Source organism: Burkholderia sp. BCC1988, from assembly GCF_905339895.1.
Taxonomy (GTDB): domain Bacteria; phylum Pseudomonadota; class Gammaproteobacteria; order Burkholderiales; family Burkholderiaceae; genus Burkholderia.
In genome coordinates, this window is sequence record NZ_CAJPHA010000027.1 from 46,284 (window position 1) to 66,079 (window position 19,796).

Here is a 19,796-nt window from a genome sequence, read left to right on the forward strand (position 1 = left end):
TCGCCTGATCGTCAGCGCAGTTGCTCAGAACCACAATGTCGCGCGTACCACGAGACCACGTGCGCGTGCCGCTGACGTCAACCCGAACCGGTATTGCACCGTCACGTCGAGATAGCTCGCCGGCGCGGTATACCTGCCTTCGCGAAACCAGTACCTGAACTGGACCCCTGGCCCCGCACCGATTGCCGTCTTGTCAGGCTGACGGTTGTCGTGATCGCCCGCCACCGCGGCGTGCGGGTAGACGGTCAGCCGGTCGCTGATCATCGGCAAGCGCCACGTGTGCCCGTAACGCAACTCCGAATAGATGATGTAACGCCCGGCATTGATGAAGTACGCACCTTCTACATAGGCCTGCCAGCTGCGCCAGCTCGGTTCGGTGACCCGCAGGTCGGTGCCCGCCTCCGACGAGTAACCCAGGCGCATCAGCCAGTCCGTCATCGACAGGCTGCCGATATGGAACAACCGCTCGGCGGTCACCATCACGTTCTGATCGGGTATCGGCTTGTAGCGCACGCCCACCGACCCCTGCACGGTCGGCATGCCGGTCACGTTGCCCGTGCCGTCGTAGGCCGTGCCGTATCCACGCACGAAGAACTGGAGAATGCGGCCGTTCCGATAGCCGATCTTCGGCGGCTGCCAATACGCCTCGATACCCGGCTGGAGCACGCTGATCGTGCCTTGCGGGCCGAATGCGGCCGACTGGTATGGCGCGCTCAGCACGAAACCCCAGGTGCGCTCGAGTTGTTCGACCTCGCGCCGATAGCCGAACTTGCGCTGCGCGTCGAACGCATGTTCGTTTTCGTCGGCGTCGAGACTCTGCTCGAACATCTGGACGGACTGCTCGTTCAAGCCGATCCGCTTGGCCGCATAGCCGGCGTCCGCGTAGTTCATCGCGTTGCCGGCGCCACCGGCGAAACCTTCCTGAAATGCGTCGAGCGCCTCGCGATCCTTGTGCTCGCGCAGGAGATCATAGGCGTGCTGCAAGGTCCGTTGCGCGGTATCGTCCACCGGCACCTCGGGCGGCTGGTCGGCTTGCCGCGCCTGTGCCGCGATCGACGCAGCCATGTTCCGCTCGGCATCGGTCGACGCGTTGCCGGCCGCCAGCTCGGCCACGCGCAGCGCGCTGTCGTGGTCGCCCGCCTGCAAGCTCATCTGCGCGATACGCAACTGAATCACGGCCGATTTTTCATCGGCCAGCGGCGCCAGCGCGACGCCGGCCTCGTGCGGACGCTTCGCCGCGAGCGCACTGTCCGACCACGCGAGGCGCAAGTTGCGCTGCTGCTCCTTGCTCCAGTTTCCAGTCGCGACGGCCGCCGCGAAATCGCTGCACGCGACGTCGTAGCGCATCTGCCGCTGCGCCAGATAGCCATGCTGCGCCAGTACCGCCGCGCTTTTCGGAAAACGAACGCTCAGCGATTCCAGCAGCGCGTCCGCTTCGTCGACTTTCCCTTCGCGCCGGTACACATCCACGAGCAACAGCCCGAGTTGTTCGCTTCCCGGCTGAATCCTGAGGGCGCGCAACGCATACGCTTCCGCGCGGGGCAGGTCGCCTGCGTTGATTGCCTTGTAGGCGCCATCGGCGAGCCGATAGGCTTTGGGGTTGAGCTGCTGGGCGGCGGATGCCGGCGCCTGCCAGGCGAGCGACAGGGCAATGGCCAGCGCGCTCAAGCGTGCGCAGCGCTTGAGGCCGGCCGCGATCGGACGTGTCGAGCGCTTCATGCCTGTTCTCCCGACGGCTTTTTCACCGGCACTGCCTGCTGCGTCGCGCCGTCGCCGTCGCGCAGCCGCGCGATTTCGACGAAGCGCGAGTGCCGGCCGAGTTCGGCGGCGATCTCCGCATCGCAGGCAATGAAATACGCAACGTTCGTTCGGGCGCCGCGCCGCACGACGTCCTGTTCGTCGTGCGTGAGCGGCCGCCCGACCGCGACGTTCAGCGTTCCGTCGGCGGCGGTCGAAAACGGGACGACACGATACGCGTACTGCAGCTCGAATGCCAGCGAGTCCGCGAAGTGGCCCACCGCCACGTTGCCGAGGCTTACCCGCGGCAGATCGGCCTGCTCGGCGATCGCATCCGCCAGCGATTCGGTGGACAACGCACTGGCTTCGAGCAACAGTTCGCCCAGCCGCTTGCCGCATGTCAGTTGCCGCTCGAGGCCGTCCTCCAGTTGCGCCGGGGAAACCACGCCCCAGCCGACCAGGATCTCGCCGATCTTGTGACGCACTTTCCCGAGTTCTTCGTTGGACAGGTATGTGTGACTGGTCTTGTCCCATGCGATCGGCTTGCCGCTCACCAGGTGGCCGACATAGATGCGCCACGCGCGACTCACCGCGCAGAAATTGATCAGGTTGTTGACGAACATCCTCGGGATCGAGAGCAGCCCCTGGAGCGGGCCGTTCAGCTTGCTGACGAAGTAGAAGCGCTGTCCGGCACGGGCGAACAGCATGAGGGTGTTGACCCACAGCAGCGGCGTGACCCAGGCACCGGCCGTCACGAGGTGAGCGCTGGCGGGAATGACGTGACCGGCATTCTGAAGAACGGAAAGCAACACGAAGTTGAGCAGCACGCCATAGGCAATTACCGAAAACAGCGACGTCACGATGCCCTTTCGATCGTGGAAGAACATGTAGCGGGTGAGGAAGTCGCCCTTCCAGCCGAGTTGCTCCCAGCCTTGAAACGCGATGCCGAGAATCCAGCGCGCGCGCTGCCGGTAGGCGGTGCGGAATGTCTTGGGAAAATACTCGCGCGTGGCCAGCAGGTTTCGACCGGCGGCACCGTCCTTGGCGCGCTCGCCGCCGGCATCGCGCACGATGTCCGAAAGCGGCGTGCGGGCGAAGGTTTCCTTCATGCCGAGGTCTCTCAAGCGAAAGCTGAAGTCATAGTCCTCGGTCAGCGAACTCGTGTTGAACGGGCAACCGTTGCGCTCCTTCATCGCCGCTTCGATCGAACGCCGGCTGTAGCACGATGCAACACCCGCGCCCGGCACGACCCCGGTCAAGCGTGCCCGCACCGGCACGTCCTTCTGGTGCGTTTCGCTGAAATCGTCGAGATAGCAGCCGGCGACGAACTCGTTCCATTTCCGGGGCAATGACAGCACCGGAAGCTGGACCAGATCGCTCTCCGCCACCGCATGGTTGAGGTACTTGAGTTCGACCGGGTGAATGACATCTTCGCAGTCGTGCATGACGACGCCCGCGAACTGAATATGATGGACCGCTTCGTAACGCAGGATCGCTTCGAGAATCCAGTTGAGGCAGTCCGCCTTGCAGGTCGGCCCGTCGTTCATGACCGTGGCTCGCGTCACCCTGCCCGGATACCGGCGGACCATCCGTTCGACTTCCGCCGTGGTTTCTGCGTCGTTGTGATAGGTGCCGACGAAGATGACATACCGCTCGTACTCGATGGTCGCCAGCGTGTTTTCGATCATCTTGGCGATCACGTCGTACTCTTTCCACGCCGGCACCATGAGTGCCAGATGGCGCTCTTCCTGCGCGCGCAGCATGCCGATGTCGACGGTCTGCGATTTCTCGCGACGCAGGATGCGCCCGATTTCGAATGACCAGTAACAGCCATCCAGCGTCAGGTCATCCAGCGTGCTGACCAGGATGACGAGGGCGGTCACAATAGCGACAAGGTTGAGTGCATATAAATACGCACTCCATATCATATTATCCATTACCTTTCCGCGATTTTCGTCCGTCTGTATTTCTTCCTTCGTACGAACGGAAGACGAAACCGCCCCGTCCCCGTCGACCCCGTCACGTCCACTCCTGCGGCTAACGCCGCATCCGTTCTCGTCGTTCTCAAAAGACTCGAGGCTGCCTGGAGCGCTATTGATACGACCACGCAACATCACCAAAAATGCAACGTGTTCAGTGGATGACTTTTGACAGCCGGTTTCCCCGCTTGCTTGCGTTCGTCCCTGCGTGCGCCGGCGCTTGCAGCGGCCCCCGATCCAGCGCTACGCAGTGCGCCCCATACACCGTCTCTTTTCGATACACAGCGCTTCAAGCAAGTCGTGCGCCATCGTCCACCACTCTTGCGCCTTCCGGGTACCGGGCGTGTGCCGCGCACGATCGGCGAATCGAAACCAAGCCAAATGTTTCAGTGCTGAAACATGCGGACCGGCGTTCCGAATATGAGACGTTTGGCAGGTTCTCACCCCGCGCCCCCGATCATCGCGACCGGAGCGCGTCACGCGATTCCATCGATCCTGGACGGACGGATCGACGATGAAACCGAAAATCCGGTGCTCCGGTCGCCGTTGGACGGATGCGCCGCCGGCTCGGTTGCCGCGTTGCCGTGGGCGGAACGAAGCACGTAACCGGTTTCACCTGGATCGCTCAAACAGACGTTACGCGTTCGTCGGACCCAATTTCCGAAACCAGTCGCGTTGCATGCGTGAAACGTTTATCGAGACAATTTCGGACCGTCTCGACGCGCCGATTTTGGCGTCCCGGCCCGGTGTCCATTTGCGGCGGATGGTACAGAACTAGCTTGAAAGCCAACTGTCCGGTTTCGTTTCATTAACCGGGGTATTAAACGAAAAAAATAACGACATAACACCCGATTCTAAATCGGCAATGGGGCGTGCTCGTTTCGTTAACGAGAATCCAATTTGCATATCAAAGGATGAAAATCATGCCCTCGCATCGCAATCGATTTTTTCGAATCGGGTTGAGCACCGTTGGGCTACTCCTTGCATTGAGTCCCGCGCTCGTCATCACCAGCGCGGTTCAGCATGCGAGTGCGCAGCAGACGAACCAGTCGTCCGGCGGCAAGATCAAGGCCCCGCCATTGCCAAACGGTTCTGCCCAAGTCAACGTGAAACCCGGCATGTCCGATGAGGATTGGGACAAGGCATACAAGGAGACGGGGCGCCCGAAGTTCAGCAGAAATTCCGTCAAGAAGCACGGCGGCAACGTCGAACGCGACTAGGGAGATACGGCCATGAAAAAGATCTTGATCGTCATAGCTCTCCTTGCCGGACTCGCGCAAATGACATTGCCGGGCACGGCGCACGCGCAGACCACGACCGCACATACGCTCGTGTTATACGACAACCCGGCCAACGACCCGTTTTCGAAGCTCGGCCTGATGTACAGCATCATGTTGAGGAACCTGCTCGGCCACTTCAATACGACCGTCGACCTGGTACCGATACAGAACTACACGTCCGGCATGATCGGGAGCCACGACGCCACGTTCTATATCGGCGACTATTACAACAACCCGATTCCGACGGCGTTCATGAGCGACGTGATGACCGCCACGAAAACCGTGGTCTGGTTCAAGTACAACCTGTGGCAGCTCGCGTGGAACACGGCCTATACGTTCAACCAGACCTTCGGGTTCAGCTTCCTGGGCCTTGCCGGGATGAACGCGACGCCATCGTCCAGCAATCCGAATCCCGGCTTCTACGACACCGTCACGTACAAGAACCTGGCGATGGTCAAGTACTACGCGTTCGACGCGTCGACCGGCGCCATCAACGCAGACCCGGATGTCGGCCTGACCCAGGTTCTCGATGCCACCAAGGCGCAAGTGCTCGTCACCATCAAGAACAGCAAGAGCGGCGCAACGACGCCCTACGTCATGCGCTCCGGCAAGTTCTGGTACTTCGCGGACATGCCGTTCTCCTACATCGGCCCGACGGATCGCTACCTGGTGATATGCGACATCCTGCACGACATCCTGCAGACCAATGCACCGGTGAATCATCGTGCGCTGGTCCGCCTCGAGGATCTGGACGCATTCACGACGACGAGCTCGATGAGGCAGCTGTCGGACTATCTGTACTCGAAGAAGATCAAGTTCACGATGGCGACCATTCCGTTGTATACCGACCCGAACGGGTATTACAACGGCGGCGTGCCGGAGACGATTCACCTCGCGCAGGCAACGGGCCTCAAGAGCGGGTTGAACTACGCGCTCCTGCGCGGCGGCTCGATCGTGATGCACGGCTATACGCACCAGTATGACTCGACGCCGAATCTTCAGAATGCGGTGAGCGGCAGCGACTTCGAGTTCTGGTACGCAGTCCAGAATCGTCCGGTCGACGAGGACTCGGTGCAATGGGCGAAAGGCAGAATGGCCGACGGCCTGCTCGAGTTCACGCTCAACGGCTACAAGATCGTCGGCTGGGCTGCGCCGCAGTACCAGATGTCGCCGATGGCATCAACGGCCACGGCGCAGACGTTCCCGACCACGTTCCAGCGGGCCGTCTACTACACGTCGACCAATCCGCAGATCGGGACGGGCGCGCCCAACCAGGACTTTTCGGCCGGGCAATTCTTCCCGTACATCATCAACTCCGATTACTACGGGCAACGAATCATTCCGGAGAACCTGGGCAGCCTTCAATACAACATCTGCAGTAAAGACCCGTTCTCGTGCATCACGTACACGTGGCAGCAAATCGTCACCAACGCGCAATACGGTCTGGCGGTGCGGGACGGCTTCGCGTCGTTCTTCTTCCATCCGTACTGGCTCGAGCCCGATCTCGGACTGCCCGCCTTCCAGGACTTCCAGAGTATCGTGACGGGCATCACGAATCTCGGCTACACATGGGCGGACGGCACGACGGCCAAGTGACGCGAGCCGGTGGAAGCCTCGTGCGACCCGCAGCAGCAAGGCGGGTCGCACGTTTGCATGTGATCGGCTACGATGTCGCGCAGGAATGCTTCCGGGGAGGCCGCGATGCTCACGTACGCCATCCCGGCCTTGCGCGGGATTCGACTGCGTCTGGGCCGGTTCCGACACGCAGGCCGGCGACGCCGGCACGCGCGCGCGCCGGGTTCGTCCCGCGCGGCGATGCTCGCGGCCGTCGGTGCATCGCTCGCCGTGGCCGCGTGTAGCTGGACGCCGCATGACGTGCATGCCGACGGAATCGTCTGGCAGGTGGACAACGCGACGACGAATCCCGTCGGGAACTGGCAACAGCTCGGCGTGCACGATCTGTTGATCCAGTGGAGCGTCGTCGACGATACCGCGTACGTGCCCGACGCCGGCATCCGTCCCGCGGCACACCTTCCCGACTGGGGGCGCATCGGCCGCGAACCCTGGGCCAGAAACGTCATCCTGGGCCTCGCCGGTTACCAGGATGAAAAGCGAGCACGCACCCATCTGTCGACACTCGCGGACCAGTCCCTGGCGGTAGCGCGCACGCACGTTCCGCTGAATGTCACCGGCTACTACTTCCCGGTCGAAATCGACCCGACCTGGCAGGACGCGCCGAAGCTTGCCGATATCCTGAAGCGACTGCCGCGCCCGCTGTGGGTGAGCGTCTACGACCAGACCAATATCGGCGGGAAGGCGCTGGCGGACTGGCTCGTGTCGTGGCTGCCGTCGGACGTCGGGGTGTTCTTCCAGGACGGCTGCGGCGTCTATGCGCGCGAACCCTACGTCGCGCGCGCCTATGTCGACGAGCTGACCTCGCGCCTCGGAAAGCAACGTGTGCGGGTAATCGCGGAGGCCTTCCGGCCCGCCGAGCACGGGGGATTCCGGTCGGCCAGCGCCGACGAATTGAGCAGGCAGCTGACAACCTACCGGGGCTATCAAGTCTATCTGTTCGATGGCCCGCACTATGTGTCGGACAACCTCACACGCGAACTCCTCACGCGTCCGGCCAAGCCACCCGCGGCCGAGCCGGCCAAAACGAGTCCCTGATCCTGCTGCGCCGTGCTGCAATGCGGGGAGCGAGCCTCAGAGTGCCCGGCAACAGGTAAGCAACGCCCCGCCGAAACGGCGGGGCGCGATGCCCGACAGATGCTGCGCGGGCAATGCACGAGCAGGACACGCGCGGCCGCATCGACGATTCGTTTCGATGCACGTGCCGGTCATCCGGTTGAACGCGCGAAGGTGCGTTGCAGGTCAGAACTCCATGTCGAGTTCGTCGATGTCTTCGTGCTCCGCCTTCGCGGCATCGATCCACTCCGCCACGAACGGATGCGCGAGCATGCGCATGCAGTACTCGGCGATATCGGGTTCGAGTTTCACGTCGTACGTCAGGAATCGCGTGACGACCGGCGCGTACATCGCATCGGCGATGCCGATCTGCTCGCCGAACAGCCAGGGGCCGCCATACGCGGCCAGACACGCGCGCCAGATCGTCACGATGCGCTCGATGTCGTGCTGCGCACGCGACCAGATCCGGAAGCCGGGAAAATGCGCACGCAGGTTCATCGGCAGCGCGGAGCGCAGCGCACTGAAACCGGAATGCATCTCGCCGCAGATCGACCGGCAATGCGCGCGCGCATGCCGGTCGTCGGGCAGCAGCCGCGCCTGCGGCCGGATTTCGTTCAGGTATTCGGCGATCGCGAGCGTGTCCCATACCGTGCTGCCGTCGTGCGTCAGGCACGGCACGAGAATCGACGGCGACAGCAGCAGCAGTTCCGCGCGCGATGCCGCATCGATCGGCACGCTGATCGTCTCGAACGCGAGGCCGCTCAGCTTCGCGAGCAGCCAGCCGCGCATCGACCACGACGAGTAATTGCGGCTGCTGATGGTCAACGTCGTCTGTCCGGTAACGTCCATGTCGCTCCCCTGCTGATTGCCGTTCGTACCCCTGCACCGAAAGCACGCACCGCGCCGTGCGAAGCGCACCACGCCTGTGCGAAGCATTCGCCGAAGTGGCGCAGCGCGCTGCCCGGGGCAGCGACACCTCGAGTACGCCGAGCCTCGTTGGCAACGGCGGCGCATCGCATTCGGTCGTCGGGCCCCACGCGCCGCATGCATCGCCGCATGAGGCGCCGCGCGCGTCGCCACGCGTATCGCCGCATTCGCAAACCCCGTGCAACGCGCGTGCCAGCCGCACGCTGGCATACGGCTTGCCTCGCTCGACGTAACGCGACGCAACGAACGACGGCCATGAACCTGCTTGCCTATCCTTTCTACCAATGGTCTGCCGAATGCCTGCGTCCGGCGCGCGCATGGGCGGCCGCCACGCGCGCGACGATGTCGCTGTGGCCGCCCGCCACGTCGACCCCGACGGGCCGCATGGTCGACGCGCTGTGCGAACTGCTCGAATGCTGCGCGTTCTCGCACCGGCGTCCGGCGTTCGGCATCGCGTCGACCGTCGTCGACGGCGAAGTGGTGCCGATCGTCGAGGAAGCCGCGGCGGCCACGCCGTTCGGCACGCTGCTGCATTTCCGCAAGGCGCGGCCGGTGGCGCGCCAGCCGCGCGTGCTGATCGTCGCGCCGATGTCCGGGCATTTCGCGACGCTGCTGCGCGGCACGGTCAGCACGATGCTGGCCGATCACGACGTGTACATCACCGACTGGCACAACCCGCGCGACATCCCGCTCGCGGCGGGCCGCTTCGGCTTCGACGAATACGTCGGGCACGTGATCGATTTCATTCGCCAGATCGGCCCGGATGCGCACGTGCTCGCGATCTGCCAGCCGACCGTCGCCGCGCTTTCGGCGGTCGCGCTGATGGCCGCCGCCGGCGATCCCGCCCAACCCGCGAGCCTGACGTTGATGGCGGGGCCGATCGACTGCCGCGTGAATCCGACGAAGGTCAACGCGCTCGCCACGAGCCGGCCGATCGAATGGTTCGCGCGCAACCTGATCAGCGTGGTGCCGGCCGGCTTCGTCGGGGCGCAGCGCTGCGTGTATCCGGGCTTCGTGCAGGTCGGCGCGTTCATGTCGATGAATCCCGACCGCCATGCGGCGTCGTTTGCCGACCTGTACTACGAGCGCGCGAAAGGCGACCCCGCGAAGGCCGACACGCTGCGCCACTTCTACGACGAATACTTCGCGACGGCCGACCTCACCGCGGAGTTCTACCTGGAGACGGTCGAGAAGGTATTCCAGCAATACGCGCTCGCGCGCGGCGAGCTGACGGTCGGCGACCGGCTGGTGGAACCGGCCGCGATCCACCGCACCGCGCTGTTGACGATCGAGGGGGAGAAGGACGACATCTGCGCCGTGGGCCAGACGGTGGCCGCGCAGGAGCTGTGTTCGGGATTGCCGCCGTACCTGAAAACGCACCACGTGCAGACGGGCGCGGGCCATTATGGCGTGTTCAACGGCGGTCGCTGGGAAACGCAGATCTATCCGATCGTGCGCGCGACGATCCACGACAACGAGCCGTACGATCGCACCGCCGCCACGGACGGCAGCGCGAGCGGCGCGCACTACGTGACGCTGCGGGCGTTGCTCGACGCGCGCGCGGCCGGTCGCGACGCGACGGCGGCCGCGGCGCCATCCGATCACGTGCACTGAGCTCGCGCGGGATGGCAACGCTCGGTGCGGCACACCGGCGTTGCGCTCGAATCGCCCCGCCCTCACGGCGGGGCGCGGTGCCGGGCAGTGCGCGAGCGGCAACGCTCGCGCGTTCCGCCGGTGTTACGAACAGGCCTTGCCGTGCGACGCGTGGTAGCCCTTCGCCTTCGCATCGGCTTCCGACATGTAGCTGCCGTGCTTCGTCTTGCCGTAGTACTTGTCGGTCGAGCAATGGTAGACCTTCGTGCTGTCGTGGGCCCACACCTTGCCCGCGCCGCCGCCGGGCGCCGCCGCGGCGGTCGTCGCGGGCGCGCTCTTCGCCGGGGCGGCGCCGGATGCGGCGGAAGCGACAGCCGCGCTCGCGGGGGCCGCGGCCGGTGCGCTCGCCGCGGCTGCCGACGACGCGCCATACCACGTCTTCACGCCCTTGTGGCCGGCGCATGCGCCCTTCTTCGACGCGCCCGAGTAGAACGAGCCGTCCTTGCACAGCCCGGTCGTACCGGCCGGCGCGCTGGCCGGAACCTGTGCGAACGCACCGATCGACACACCCATGCCCGCGACGAGCGCGGCGATCAACATCGTCTTTTTCATAATCCTCTCCTGATTTGCCTGAACGGGAAAAGCGTCCCGACGCTTTGCCGGGAATAACGCGTCGCGGGTCAACGGACCCAGCGGCACACGCGGTGATGGTGGTGATCGAAATGGCACACGCGGTGCGAATGGGCTTCGGCCAGCGCCGGCACGAGGGTGGCACAGGCGACGGCCGTCACGGTCAGGATCTTCGCGATGCGGGTCATGGACATTCTCCTGGGTAGGCCAGCCGGTGGTCCGGCTGTTACGTCCTTAACGCCGGTCGCCGACGCGCCGTGCACCGCACCTGCATCGAATTGACGATCTTTGACACGATGTAACGAAACATCACGCGAAGCTGACAAATTGCCGCCTGTTTTTTCGATTTCCTTACGCGGCAAATGCTTCGGATATCGAATGACCCGGTCAGAACCCGAAGCCCGGACAGGATCCATAAAAAAACCGCCCGAAGGCGGTCTTTCTTGGTCACGCGGATGCCTCGCATCCGATGCGACGGAGGGCTACGCGCCCGCGTCGCCCCACGGCGTCGGCGCCGGCACCGCGCATGGCCCTTCGACGTCGATCGACTTGAAATCGGCCGGCCCGACGATCTCCAGGTACTCCATGTCGGGCGAGTAGTCGAACAGGTAGTGCACGATTCCCGGCGCCTGATGCACGCAGTCGCCGGCGCTCACCAGCGTCTCGCGGTCGCCGTACATGAAGCGCGCCCAGCCCTTCAGCATCATCACGATGTGGAACTCGGCCTCGTGACGGTGCCAGCCGGTGCCCGCCGCCGGTGCATGATTCGCCCTGACGAGTTGCGCGACGACCTTGCCGTTCGTCGCGGCGGCGATGCCGAGATCGCGATACAGGAAGAAGTCGCGCAGGCCTTCGCCTTGATATGCGGTGTCCTGCGGCTTCACGTGGGAAAACGCGGTAGGGGTCGGCGTGCTCATCGCGGCGCTCCTCGATCGAAAGAGTCGTCCGAAACAAGCATTTAGCGTTCCAGGCTGCGCCGGCCCCCGCTTACTTGAGCCGCCCCGACAGGAACTGCCCGAGCCGCTCGCTCTTCGGGTTCACGAGAATCTCCCGCGGATCGCCCTCTTCCTCGATCTTCCCCTGGTGCAGGAAGATCACGTGGTTCGACACGTTGCGCGCGAAACCCATCTCGTGCGTGACGACGACCATCGTGCGGCCTTCCTCGGCGAGCTTCTGCATCACTTTCAGCACTTCGCCCACCAGTTCCGGATCGAGCGCCGACGTCGGCTCGTCGAACAGCATCACCTCGGGCTCCATCGCGAGCGCACGCGCGATCGCGACACGCTGCTGCTGGCCGCCCGACAGGTGCGACGGATACATGCCTTCGACGCGCGGCGCGAGCCCGACCTTCTCCAGATACTTGCGTGCCCGCGCAACGGCCTCTTCCTTGCCGATCCCCAGCACGGCCATCGGTGCCTCGATCACGTTCTCGAGCACCGTCATGTGCGACCACAGATTGAAGTGCTGGAACACCATCGACAGCTTCGTGCGCATCCGCTGCAGCTGCTTCTGGTCGGCCACGCGCAGCGCGCCGTTACGGTCGCGCGCGGTCTGGATCGGCTCGCTGCCGATCGTGATCTGCCCCGAGCACGGCTGCTCGAGGAAGTTGATGCAGCGCAGGAACGTGCTCTTGCCGGAGCCGCTCGAGCCGATGATGCTGATCACGTCGCCGGCCTTCGCCTTCATCGATACGCCCTTCAACACCTCGTTGTCGCCGAACTTCTTGTGCAGGTTGTCAACGGTGAGCTTGTACATGCTTGGTCCTTCCTTGCGAATGCATTAGTGGCTGCGCGGCGAGAGGTACGCGAGCCAGCGCGTCTCGAGCTTGCGGAACGCCCAGATGAGCGTGAACACGACGATGGCGTACAGCACGGCGGCGATGCCGTAGGCCTGGAACGACATGTACGTCGCGGAGTTGACGTCGCGCGTGACCTTCAGGATGTCGGGCACGGTCGCGGTGAACGCGAGGGTCGTCGCGTGCAGCATCAGGATCACTTCGTTGCTGTAGCTCGGCAGCGAGCGGCGCAGCGCGGACGGCAGGATGATGCGCGTATAGAGCTTGAAGCGCGACATCCCGTAGGCCATCCCGGCCTCGATCTCGCCGGCCGACGTGGCCTTGATCGCACCCGCGAAGATCTCGGTCGCATACGCGCATTCGTTCAGCACGAACGCGAGCAGCGTGCAGTTCATCGCGTTGCGGAAGAACGTGTCGAGCAGCACGTGGTTGTGCACGACCTGCAGGCTGTAGATGCCGGTGTAGCACATCAGCAGCTGTACGTAGAGCGGCGTGCCGCGGAACACGTACGTATAGAGCCACACGGGGCCCGAGATCCAGCGGTTCGACGACGCGCGCGCGATCGCGAGCGGCACGGCCAGCGCGAAGCCGAACGCGATCGACACGACCAGCAGCCACAGCGTGATCGCGAGGCCGCTGAAGCGGTAACCGTCGGTATAGAGATAGCTTTGCCAGTACTGGCTGACGAGTTCGATCACAGTGCAAGCCTCCGGACGCCGACGGAATAACGCTTCTCCAGGTGGTGCAGCACGACGTTCGACACCGTCGTGATCGCGAGGTAGATCGCGCCGGCCGCGAGCGTGAAGAAGAAGAAATCGAGCGTGCTCTTGCCGGCGTCCTGCGACGCCTTCACGACATCGGCGAGGCCGATGATCGACACCAGCGCGGTGGCCTTCACGAGCACCTGCCAGTTGTTGCCGATGCCCGGCAGCGCGAAGCGCATCATCTGCGGGAACAGGATGCGGTGGAACACGCGCCAGCCGCTCATCCCGTATGCGAAGCCCGCTTCGAGCTGGCCGCGCGGTACCGCGAGGAATGCGCCGCGGAACGTCTCGGTGAAGTACGCGCCGTAGATGAAGCCGAGCGTCACGACGCCGGCCACGAACGGGTCGATGTCGATCTGGTCCCAGCCGAGCAGGTCGGTCGCATCGTTCAGCAGGATCTGGATCCCGTAGAACAGCAGCAGCATCAGCACGAGATCGGGTACCGCGCGGATCAGCGTCGTGTAGAACGTGCCGACCGACTTGAGCACGCGGTTGGTCGAGAGTTTCGCTGCCGCGCCCGCGAGGCCCAGTATCAGCGACGCGGCAAGCGACAGCACCGCGAGCTTCACGGTCTCGACCGTGCCGGCCCACAACAGCGGGCCAAATCCTTGGAAGATCATATAAGGGATCCAGAACGATGTGGCTGGATTGTCAATAGCCATTAACCGCGCATCAAACGAGTTCTGCGCACTACCTGATGCCGTCTGCTCATCAAGCCAGAGGCATCACGCGAAGCGGGCGGCGCGCGCCACGGCCGGTGCGCGCCGCGAAGGCGTCAGCCGCCGTACACGTCGAATGCGAAGTACTTCTTCTCGAGCTTCTTGTAGGTGCCGTCCTTGATCATGTCGGCGATCGCATGGTCGATCTTCGCCTTCAGGTCGGCGTCGTCCTTGCGCAGGCCGATGCCGGCGCCGTTGCCGAGCGTCTTCGGATCGTCGATGTCCTTGCCGGCGAATTCGAAGCTCGCGCCGCGCGGTGTCTTCAGGAAGCCGATATCGGCCTGCACCGCATCCTGCAGCGCGGCGTCGAGGCGGCCGGACATCAGGTCCTGGTACACGCCGTCCTGGTTCTGGTAAGGCACGACCTGCACGCCCTTCGGCGCCCAGTAGGCCTTCGCGTAGGTTTCCTGGATCGTGCCCTGCTCGACGCCGACCGACTTGCCCTTCAGCGATTCGGCCGTCGGCTGCAGGTTCGCGCCCTTCTTCGCGACGAGGCGCGTCGGCGTGTTGAACAGCTTGTCGGAGAACGCGATCTGCTCGGCACGCGCCGGCGTCATCGACATCGACGACAGCACGCCGTCGAACTTCTTCGCCTTCAGCGCCGGGATCATCCCGTCGAAGTCGTTCTCGATCCACACGCACTTCGCCTTCAGGCGCGCGCAGATCTCGTTGCCGAGATCGACGTCGAAGCCGACGACCTTGCCGCTTGCATCCTTCGATTCGAACGGCGGATAGCTGGCGTCGACGCCGAACCGGATCGTCGACCAATCCTTGGCGTGGGCACCGACCGCGAGGCAGGCAAGGGCAATACTGAGCGCGAGTTTCTTCATGGCGTTCCTGTCATAGGCGAACTGGGCACGGGTCCCGTCGGGCGTCGCCGCCGCGAACCCTTCCAACCGGGAGGTCATCCGTCAGACGACTCTCCAAGTTGTACATACAACTTTGCCTTTTTCAGGTCACTGCCAGCAATCCGTGTTTATCTCTAATTGTCGGCGGATTGTTTACTTGAGCGAATTTTCCTTATATTTCAATTCGCTACACCTTACATGAAGCTGAACCCCTGGTTTCGGTGCGGATTCGGCACATCGTCGCCGCGCATGCATTTGTCTATACTTTTCGTTTGCCGTGCTCGCCGGCGCGGCGCCCGCGGTCCGTACGGCCCCGCGGGCCCTTGGCCGGCGCGCCGGATGCGGGCCGGAATAACCCGAATCCCGGGCTCACAGTCGGGCCCGCGCGGCGTCGAACCCGGTACACTCCGCCCGGACACCGCACGAAGGCCCGCGCGCGACGGCACGCGGCCGCCGTCTCTCGAACAGCAATGCAATGACCACACCGATCTATCAGGAAATCAAGGACTTCATCCTCGCGCGCATTCATGCGGGCGAGTGGGCGGAAGGCGACCAGGTGCCGTCGGAAAACGAGCTCGCGCGCGAATTCAATGTCGCGCGGATGACGGTCAACCGCGCGCTGCGCGAACTGACGGCCGAGCAGGTGCTCACGCGCACGCGCGGCTCGGGCACGTATGTCGCGTCGCCGAAATACGAATCGACGCTGGTGGCGATCCGCAGCATCTCGGACGAAGTCGCCGCGCGCGGCCATGGGTATCGCGCGCAGGTGCTGGAGGTCGGCGCGGCCATCGCCGACGCGAAGCTCGCCGACGAGCTGCGGCTCGACGCCGGCAGCCCGATCTTCCACTCACGCGTGCTGCACTTCGAAAACGACACGCCGGTGCAGCTCGAGGAACGCTGGGTCAATCCGGCCTGCGCGCCCGAATACGCACTGCAGGATTTCACGACGACGACGCCGAACCAGTACCTCACGCGCGTCGCGCCGCTGCAGCGGGTCGAATACCGGATCGAGGCCGCGATGCCCGATGCGCAAACGCGCCGCCACCTGACGATGGACGAGCGCGAACCCTGCCTGCTGCTGCATCGGCGCACGTGGTCGCAGGGGATGGTCGCGTCGGTAGCCAACCTGTGGCACCCGGGCAGCCGCTACCGATTCACCGGGCATTTCTGACGCGGCGCCGGCGCGTTCACCGCATGCCGGGCCGCCCCCAGCGCTCGATCGCGGCGACCGCACCCCGTCCTCCCGTGCGATCCGCGCACCGAGTCCGGCGGCGCGCGCCTGCGTGTCGGCACGCGCCGCGAACGCGATCGCGCGTGCGAGCGCGGCGGCGTCCACGCGCCGGCCCGCCACCGGCGCATCGGCCACACCGAGCCGATGCAGCCGGTTCGCCCAGAAGAACTGATCGCCCGCGAACGGCACGACGACCGACGGAATGCCCGCCCGCGCGGCCGAATGCGTGGTACCCGATCCGCCGTGGTGGATCGCCATCGATACATGCGGAAACAACCGGTCGTGCGGCGTCTCGCCGATCACGCACACGTGCGCCGGCAGCATCGACGCATCGATGCCGCTCCAGCCCGGATGGAACAGCGCGCGCCGGCCGTCGAGCGCCTGCAGCAGCGCGCCGACCATCGCGGCGCGATCGAACCCGGCCATGCTGCCGAAGCCGATGTACACGGGCGGATCGCCCGCGCCGAGAAAGGTCGCCAGCGCGGGCGGCGGCGTCCACGCCGGCGCGTCGGCGTGCCACTGACCGCAGGCCTGCACGTGTGACGGCCAGTCGGCCGGATCGGACAGCAGCACGGGCGACACGCCGTACAGCATCGGATGATCGGTCCAGACGTGCCGGCGCGCCGGCAGGCCGCACACGCTGGCGCGCGCTGCATTGGTCGCGTTCCTGAACGCGTGCCACAGCAGCGCGTTCACGAGCCGGTGGCTCGCGCGATTCAGCCAGCGCGGCACCTTGCCGGGCGGCAGGAACGGCGACGCGAATGCCGCGGTCGGCGTGATCGGAATCATCCCCGTGCCGATCGCCGGCACGCCGCGATACTCGGCGACCGACAGCCCGACGAACGACGCCAGCCCCGACACCAGGATCGCATCGCAACCGGCCGACACGGCCGCGACTTCGCGCATCCATGCCGCCGTGTTCGCATTCGCGATCGCCGCGAGCGCCTTCGACGTGTCGTTGAAGCCGCCGCGCCCGCGCACCGCGTCCGACAACGCGCCATCCGGCGCGATCGCCGCACGGATATCGCCGGACAACGGCGCGCACGGCACCCCGAGCGCGGCGGCCGAACCGAGCGTCGCGGCGTCGGCCAGCAACCGGACCTCGTGGCCCGCATCCAGCAGCGCATGGCCGAGCGCCGCGAGCGGACGCGTGTCGCCTTCGGTGCCGTAAGTGACGATGACGAGCTTCATGCGTGGACTCCCCCTGTACGATGCAGGCGAGTGGATTCATAAAAATGCACGTCGTATACTAATGCAATTCGTGCACTTTCATTCGATACCGAACCATGCCGACGACGACCGACGCTCCGGGCCGCCGCGCACGCAAGCGCATCCAGATGCTCGCGCATCTCGCCGACACCGGCGCCCGCCTGTTCGATGTGCATGGCTACGATGCCGTGACGATGGAGCAGATCGCCGCGCAGGCCGATGTCGCGAAACGAACGCTGTACAACCACTTTCCGACGAAGGAAGCCGTGCTCGCGCACTGGCTCGAAGGCGAACTCGCGCGCGACCTCGCGCACCTGCAGCGCGACGTCGCACGGCGGAAGACCTTCGCGTCGCGGATCGCCTGCGTGCTCGACGCGTCGGCCGCGTGGTGCGAGCAGCACCCGGTGTACCTGCTCGCCTACCTGCGGCATCGGTTCCTGAGCATCGGCGTGACGGAAGCGGAAAGCGGGAAGGACGACGGCAGCGACATCGCGCTCGTGTGGCAGCAGCTGATCGCGGCCGGACAGCAGGCGGGCGAACTGAGCCCGGCGCTGGCGGCCGACCAGCTCGCCACGTGGTTCCATCATCTGTATCTCGCGGCGATGCTGCGCTGGCTGACCGTGCCGGGGTTATCGCTGAAGCGGGAATTCCGGTCGGTCGCGAAGCTGTTCGTCGAAGGCGCGCAAGCGAAAGGCTGAGCGGCCGCCCAAGCGACGCTCGGGCAGGAAGGTGCGTGCGCATCGAACGTGCACGGCGCTCACGCAATTCACGCGCACGCCGGGCGCGCTGCGCGCTGGCCTGCGATCTGGAACACCATCCGGAATCGCTGCTGCCCGGCAACGCGGGCGACACGCAACCGGCCGACGCGTCGCGCTCCGCGAGCGAAGACCGCTGAACGCTTCGCGCGATGCGCCGGGATTTTTACAACGCATGCACGCACGGGATGCCAAATCTTCCGCGCAGCAGTATGCTGGTGTCGTACGGCCCCGCACGATGCCTCGGGCAATCCCTTAGTCCGCACGTCGTCGCGCCGCCGTCGCGACCGCAATCATGCGTTTGCAAGGAGGGCTTCGTGATGGCTACCATGCATCAGCACTTCCACCTCGAACTACGGCACGCCACGGCGCCGACGTATTTCATCAGCTACCTGTTTCCCGCCTTGCTGTTCGTCTACGAACTGCTGCGCGTCGGCCAATGGATCCGCGATCACGGGATGCAATTCGCCGCGTTCAAGCAGATGGGTTACGAGTACCTGCTGATGCTGCTGTTCGTCGGGCTGCAGATCGTCGTCGAGGCGATCTTCCTGCTCGGCGCCGCGATGCGCCGCGACAATCGCGACTTCGAACACCGGTTGCCGAACGTGGTCCTCGGCATCGGCTGCTCGATCGCGATTCTCGCGCTCGATCTCGCGATCCAGCTGTCGTTCTGAGCGCCGGCGGGCTCGGCCCGCCGGTCGCATCGCGCGCCTGCGCCCGGCCGTTCAGGCGAGCGCGCCGCGCAGGAACGTCGCCACGGCCGCGAGTACGTCGCCGCTCCGCTCGCGATGCGGCATGTGTCCGCATCCGTCGAGCAGCAGGAACGACGACGGCCCGGCGACGCGCGCGGCGATCCGCTTCGGATGCACGTCCGACCCGAATTCGTCCTGCTCGCCGTGAATCGCGAGCGTCGCGCAGCGCACGCGCGGCAGCGCGTCGTCGAGACTCCAGTCGCGAAACGCCGGCGACAGCCACGTGCCGACCCACGCACGCAGCACCCATTCGGCCTTGTCGCCGTGATAGCGCACGAGCCGCTCGAGCTGGCCGGGCGCGTCGAACTGCTGCCCCGCCTCGCGAATGCCGTCGAGCGTGCGATCCTCGACGAACGCCTGCGCGGCGACCGTCACGAGCGCGCGGCAACGCGCGGGATACGCGGCAGCGCAGCCGACCGCCATGCCGCCGCCGACGCTGTGCCCGAACGCCACGAACGCATCGATGCCGAACCGCTCGAGCAGCGCGCGGAAGCCCTGATCGGCCTCGTCGCGCACGAACGTCGTGCCGAGCTGTCCCGGATGGCGGCCGGACCGGCCGAAGCCCAGCCGGTCGTATGCAATCACGTCGCGTTGCGTGGCGCGCGCGAGTTGCGCGGGGAAGTCGCGCCAAAGTTCGACACAGCCGAGCGAATCGTGCAGCAGCACGATCGGCGCGGCCGGCATAGGTGCGGCCGGCATAGGTGCGGCCTGCATAGGCGCGGCCGGCCCGGTCGCGGCCGTCGCCTGCGCAGGCACACCGCGCCAGCGCTTCGCGAAGAGACGCCCTTGCGGCGTCTCGACCCAGGTCTCCTCGGTCACGATTTCAGTCATGTGCATGTCATCGTCTGCATGAAGGCTGCATGAAGGCGGCCGCACGCGGGCGGACCGC

The 19,796-nt window shown here is 65.2% G+C and carries 19 protein-coding genes and 1 pseudogene; 8 read left to right on the forward strand and 12 right to left on the reverse strand.

Going from position 1 to position 19,796, the window contains the following annotated elements; all coding sequences use genetic code 11:
* Window positions 1-24 precede the first annotated feature (24 nt).
* Both U4012_RS30555 and U4012_RS30560 read right to left on the reverse strand, forming a co-directional pair.
* Window positions 25-1,719, reverse strand: coding sequence for an NfrA family protein (locus U4012_RS30555; RefSeq protein ID WP_321803118.1), 1,695 nt, complete (start codon window positions 1,717-1,719; stop codon window positions 25-27).
* Window positions 1,716-3,674 carry a glycosyl transferase family protein gene (locus U4012_RS30560; protein WP_321803120.1) on the reverse strand — a complete coding sequence of 653 codons (1,959 nt, stop codon included), beginning with the start codon at window positions 3,672-3,674 and terminating at the stop codon, window positions 1,716-1,718. The genes U4012_RS30555 and U4012_RS30560 overlap by 4 nt, the downstream gene beginning before the upstream one ends.
* A 956-nt stretch (window positions 3,675-4,630) precedes the next feature.
* Between U4012_RS30560 and U4012_RS30565 the strand changes: the two genes are divergently transcribed.
* The 3 genes from U4012_RS30565 to U4012_RS30575 all read left to right on the forward strand — a co-directional run bounded on the left by U4012_RS30565 (window position 4,631) and on the right by U4012_RS30575 (window position 7,666).
* Complete coding sequence (locus U4012_RS30565; protein WP_321803122.1) at window positions 4,631-4,936, forward strand: hypothetical protein; 306 nt, start codon at window positions 4,631-4,633, stop codon at window positions 4,934-4,936.
* 12 nt (window positions 4,937-4,948) lie between these two features.
* Complete coding sequence (locus tag U4012_RS30570) at window positions 4,949-6,592, forward strand: DUF2334 domain-containing protein (RefSeq protein ID WP_044849235.1); 1,644 nt, start codon at window positions 4,949-4,951, stop codon at window positions 6,590-6,592.
* 105 nt (window positions 6,593-6,697) lie between these two features.
* Window positions 6,698-7,666 (forward strand): hypothetical protein, encoded by a 969-nt coding sequence (locus U4012_RS30575; RefSeq protein ID WP_321803125.1) that lies wholly within the window; start codon window positions 6,698-6,700, stop codon window positions 7,664-7,666.
* 204 nt (window positions 7,667-7,870) lie between these two features.
* Here the strand turns inward: U4012_RS30575 and U4012_RS30580 are convergent, their stop codons facing one another.
* Complete coding sequence (locus tag U4012_RS30580; RefSeq protein WP_044848071.1) at window positions 7,871-8,533, reverse strand: glutathione S-transferase family protein; 663 nt, start codon at window positions 8,531-8,533, stop codon at window positions 7,871-7,873.
* A 333-nt stretch (window positions 8,534-8,866) separates the two neighbouring features.
* On the opposite strand from U4012_RS30580, the gene U4012_RS30585 reads away from it, so the two are divergent.
* A complete protein-coding gene (locus tag U4012_RS30585) occupies window positions 8,867-10,225 on the forward strand; it encodes a polyhydroxyalkanoate depolymerase (RefSeq protein WP_321803128.1) in 1,359 nt (452 codons plus the stop codon).
* Window positions 10,226-10,348: 123 nt separating this feature from the next.
* On the opposite strand, the gene U4012_RS30590 is transcribed toward U4012_RS30585, so the two are convergent.
* The 7 genes from U4012_RS30590 to U4012_RS30620 all read right to left on the reverse strand — a co-directional run bounded on the left by U4012_RS30590 (window position 10,349) and on the right by U4012_RS30620 (window position 14,942).
* A complete protein-coding gene (locus U4012_RS30590) occupies window positions 10,349-10,816 on the reverse strand; it encodes a hypothetical protein (protein WP_321803130.1) in 468 nt (155 codons plus the stop codon).
* A gap of 68 nt (window positions 10,817-10,884) precedes the next feature.
* Window positions 10,885-11,022, reverse strand: coding sequence for an HHHH-motif protein (locus tag U4012_RS30595; protein ID WP_185500349.1), 138 nt, complete (start codon window positions 11,020-11,022; stop codon window positions 10,885-10,887).
* A gap of 294 nt (window positions 11,023-11,316) precedes the next feature.
* The gene (locus U4012_RS30600) at window positions 11,317-11,751 is read right to left on the reverse strand and encodes a cupin domain-containing protein (RefSeq protein ID WP_124488795.1); all 435 of its coding nucleotides are present in this window, start codon (window positions 11,749-11,751) and stop codon (window positions 11,317-11,319) included.
* Window positions 11,752-11,821: 70 nt separating this feature from the next.
* Window positions 11,822-12,589: an ABC transporter ATP-binding protein gene (locus U4012_RS30605; protein WP_044848075.1), complete on the reverse strand. Its 768-nt coding sequence runs from the start codon at window positions 12,587-12,589 to the stop codon at window positions 11,822-11,824.
* Between the two features lie 24 nt (window positions 12,590-12,613).
* Window positions 12,614-13,327, reverse strand: coding sequence for an ABC transporter permease (locus U4012_RS30610; protein WP_044848076.1), 714 nt, complete (start codon window positions 13,325-13,327; stop codon window positions 12,614-12,616).
* Window positions 13,324-14,013, reverse strand: coding sequence for an ABC transporter permease (locus U4012_RS30615; protein WP_044848077.1), 690 nt, complete (start codon window positions 14,011-14,013; stop codon window positions 13,324-13,326). The genes U4012_RS30610 and U4012_RS30615 overlap by 4 nt, the downstream gene beginning before the upstream one ends.
* Window positions 14,014-14,168: 155 nt before the next feature.
* Window positions 14,169-14,942, reverse strand: coding sequence for an ABC transporter substrate-binding protein (locus U4012_RS30620; protein ID WP_044848078.1), 774 nt, complete (start codon window positions 14,940-14,942; stop codon window positions 14,169-14,171).
* A gap of 493 nt (window positions 14,943-15,435) precedes the next feature.
* Between U4012_RS30620 and hutC the strand changes: the two genes are divergently transcribed.
* Window positions 15,436-16,131: a histidine utilization repressor gene (gene hutC / locus U4012_RS30625; protein WP_044848079.1), complete on the forward strand. Its 696-nt coding sequence runs from the start codon at window positions 15,436-15,438 to the stop codon at window positions 16,129-16,131.
* Between the two features lie 16 nt (window positions 16,132-16,147).
* Here hutC and U4012_RS30630 read toward each other — a convergent pair.
* Window positions 16,148-17,382: pseudogene (locus U4012_RS30630) on the reverse strand (glycosyltransferase).
* Between the two features lie 95 nt (window positions 17,383-17,477).
* Here U4012_RS30630 and U4012_RS30635 point away from each other — a divergent pair.
* From U4012_RS30635 to U4012_RS30645, 3 genes are all read left to right on the forward strand, one after another.
* Complete coding sequence (locus U4012_RS30635; RefSeq protein ID WP_321803136.1) at window positions 17,478-18,098, forward strand: TetR/AcrR family transcriptional regulator; 621 nt, start codon at window positions 17,478-17,480, stop codon at window positions 18,096-18,098.
* A gap of 35 nt (window positions 18,099-18,133) precedes the next feature.
* Window positions 18,134-18,295: a hypothetical protein gene (locus U4012_RS30640; RefSeq protein ID WP_321803138.1), complete on the forward strand. Its 162-nt coding sequence runs from the start codon at window positions 18,134-18,136 to the stop codon at window positions 18,293-18,295.
* Between the two features lie 180 nt (window positions 18,296-18,475).
* Window positions 18,476-18,829: a hypothetical protein gene (locus tag U4012_RS30645; protein ID WP_044848115.1), complete on the forward strand. Its 354-nt coding sequence runs from the start codon at window positions 18,476-18,478 to the stop codon at window positions 18,827-18,829.
* 51 nt (window positions 18,830-18,880) lie between these two features.
* Here U4012_RS30645 and U4012_RS30650 read toward each other — a convergent pair whose 3' ends face one another.
* Complete coding sequence (locus U4012_RS30650; RefSeq protein ID WP_321803140.1) at window positions 18,881-19,738, reverse strand: alpha/beta hydrolase; 858 nt, start codon at window positions 19,736-19,738, stop codon at window positions 18,881-18,883.
* Between the last annotated feature and the right edge of the window lie 58 nt (window positions 19,739-19,796).

Coding starts and splice junctions, on each gene's coding strand:
- U4012_RS30555 (WP_321803118.1), bottom strand. CDS start 1,719: ATGAAGCGCTCGACACGTCCGATCGCGGCCGGCCTCAAGCGCTGCGCA.
- U4012_RS30560 (WP_321803120.1), bottom strand. CDS start 3,674: ATGGATAATATGATATGGAGTGCGTATTTATATGCACTCAACCTTGTC.
- U4012_RS30565 (WP_321803122.1), top strand. CDS start 4,631: ATGAAAATCATGCCCTCGCATCGCAATCGATTTTTTCGAATCGGGTTG.
- U4012_RS30570 (WP_044849235.1), top strand. CDS start 4,949: ATGAAAAAGATCTTGATCGTCATAGCTCTCCTTGCCGGACTCGCGCAA.
- U4012_RS30575 (WP_321803125.1), top strand. CDS start 6,698: ATGCTCACGTACGCCATCCCGGCCTTGCGCGGGATTCGACTGCGTCTG.
- U4012_RS30580 (WP_044848071.1), bottom strand. CDS start 8,533: ATGGACGTTACCGGACAGACGACGTTGACCATCAGCAGCCGCAATTAC.
- U4012_RS30585 (WP_321803128.1), top strand. CDS start 8,867: ATGAACCTGCTTGCCTATCCTTTCTACCAATGGTCTGCCGAATGCCTG.
- U4012_RS30590 (WP_321803130.1), bottom strand. CDS start 10,816: ATGAAAAAGACGATGTTGATCGCCGCGCTCGTCGCGGGCATGGGTGTG.
- U4012_RS30595 (WP_185500349.1), bottom strand. CDS start 11,022: ATGACCCGCATCGCGAAGATCCTGACCGTGACGGCCGTCGCCTGTGCC.
- U4012_RS30600 (WP_124488795.1), bottom strand. CDS start 11,751: ATGAGCACGCCGACCCCTACCGCGTTTTCCCACGTGAAGCCGCAGGAC.
- U4012_RS30605 (WP_044848075.1), bottom strand. CDS start 12,589: ATGTACAAGCTCACCGTTGACAACCTGCACAAGAAGTTCGGCGACAAC.
- U4012_RS30615 (WP_044848077.1), bottom strand. CDS start 14,013: ATGATCTTCCAAGGATTTGGCCCGCTGTTGTGGGCCGGCACGGTCGAG.
- U4012_RS30620 (WP_044848078.1), bottom strand. CDS start 14,942: ATGAAGAAACTCGCGCTCAGTATTGCCCTTGCCTGCCTCGCGGTCGGT.
- hutC (WP_044848079.1), top strand. CDS start 15,436: ATGACCACACCGATCTATCAGGAAATCAAGGACTTCATCCTCGCGCGC.
- U4012_RS30635 (WP_321803136.1), top strand. CDS start 17,478: ATGCCGACGACGACCGACGCTCCGGGCCGCCGCGCACGCAAGCGCATC.
- U4012_RS30645 (WP_044848115.1), top strand. CDS start 18,476: ATGGCTACCATGCATCAGCACTTCCACCTCGAACTACGGCACGCCACG.
- U4012_RS30650 (WP_321803140.1), bottom strand. CDS start 19,738: ATGACTGAAATCGTGACCGAGGAGACCTGGGTCGAGACGCCGCAAGGG.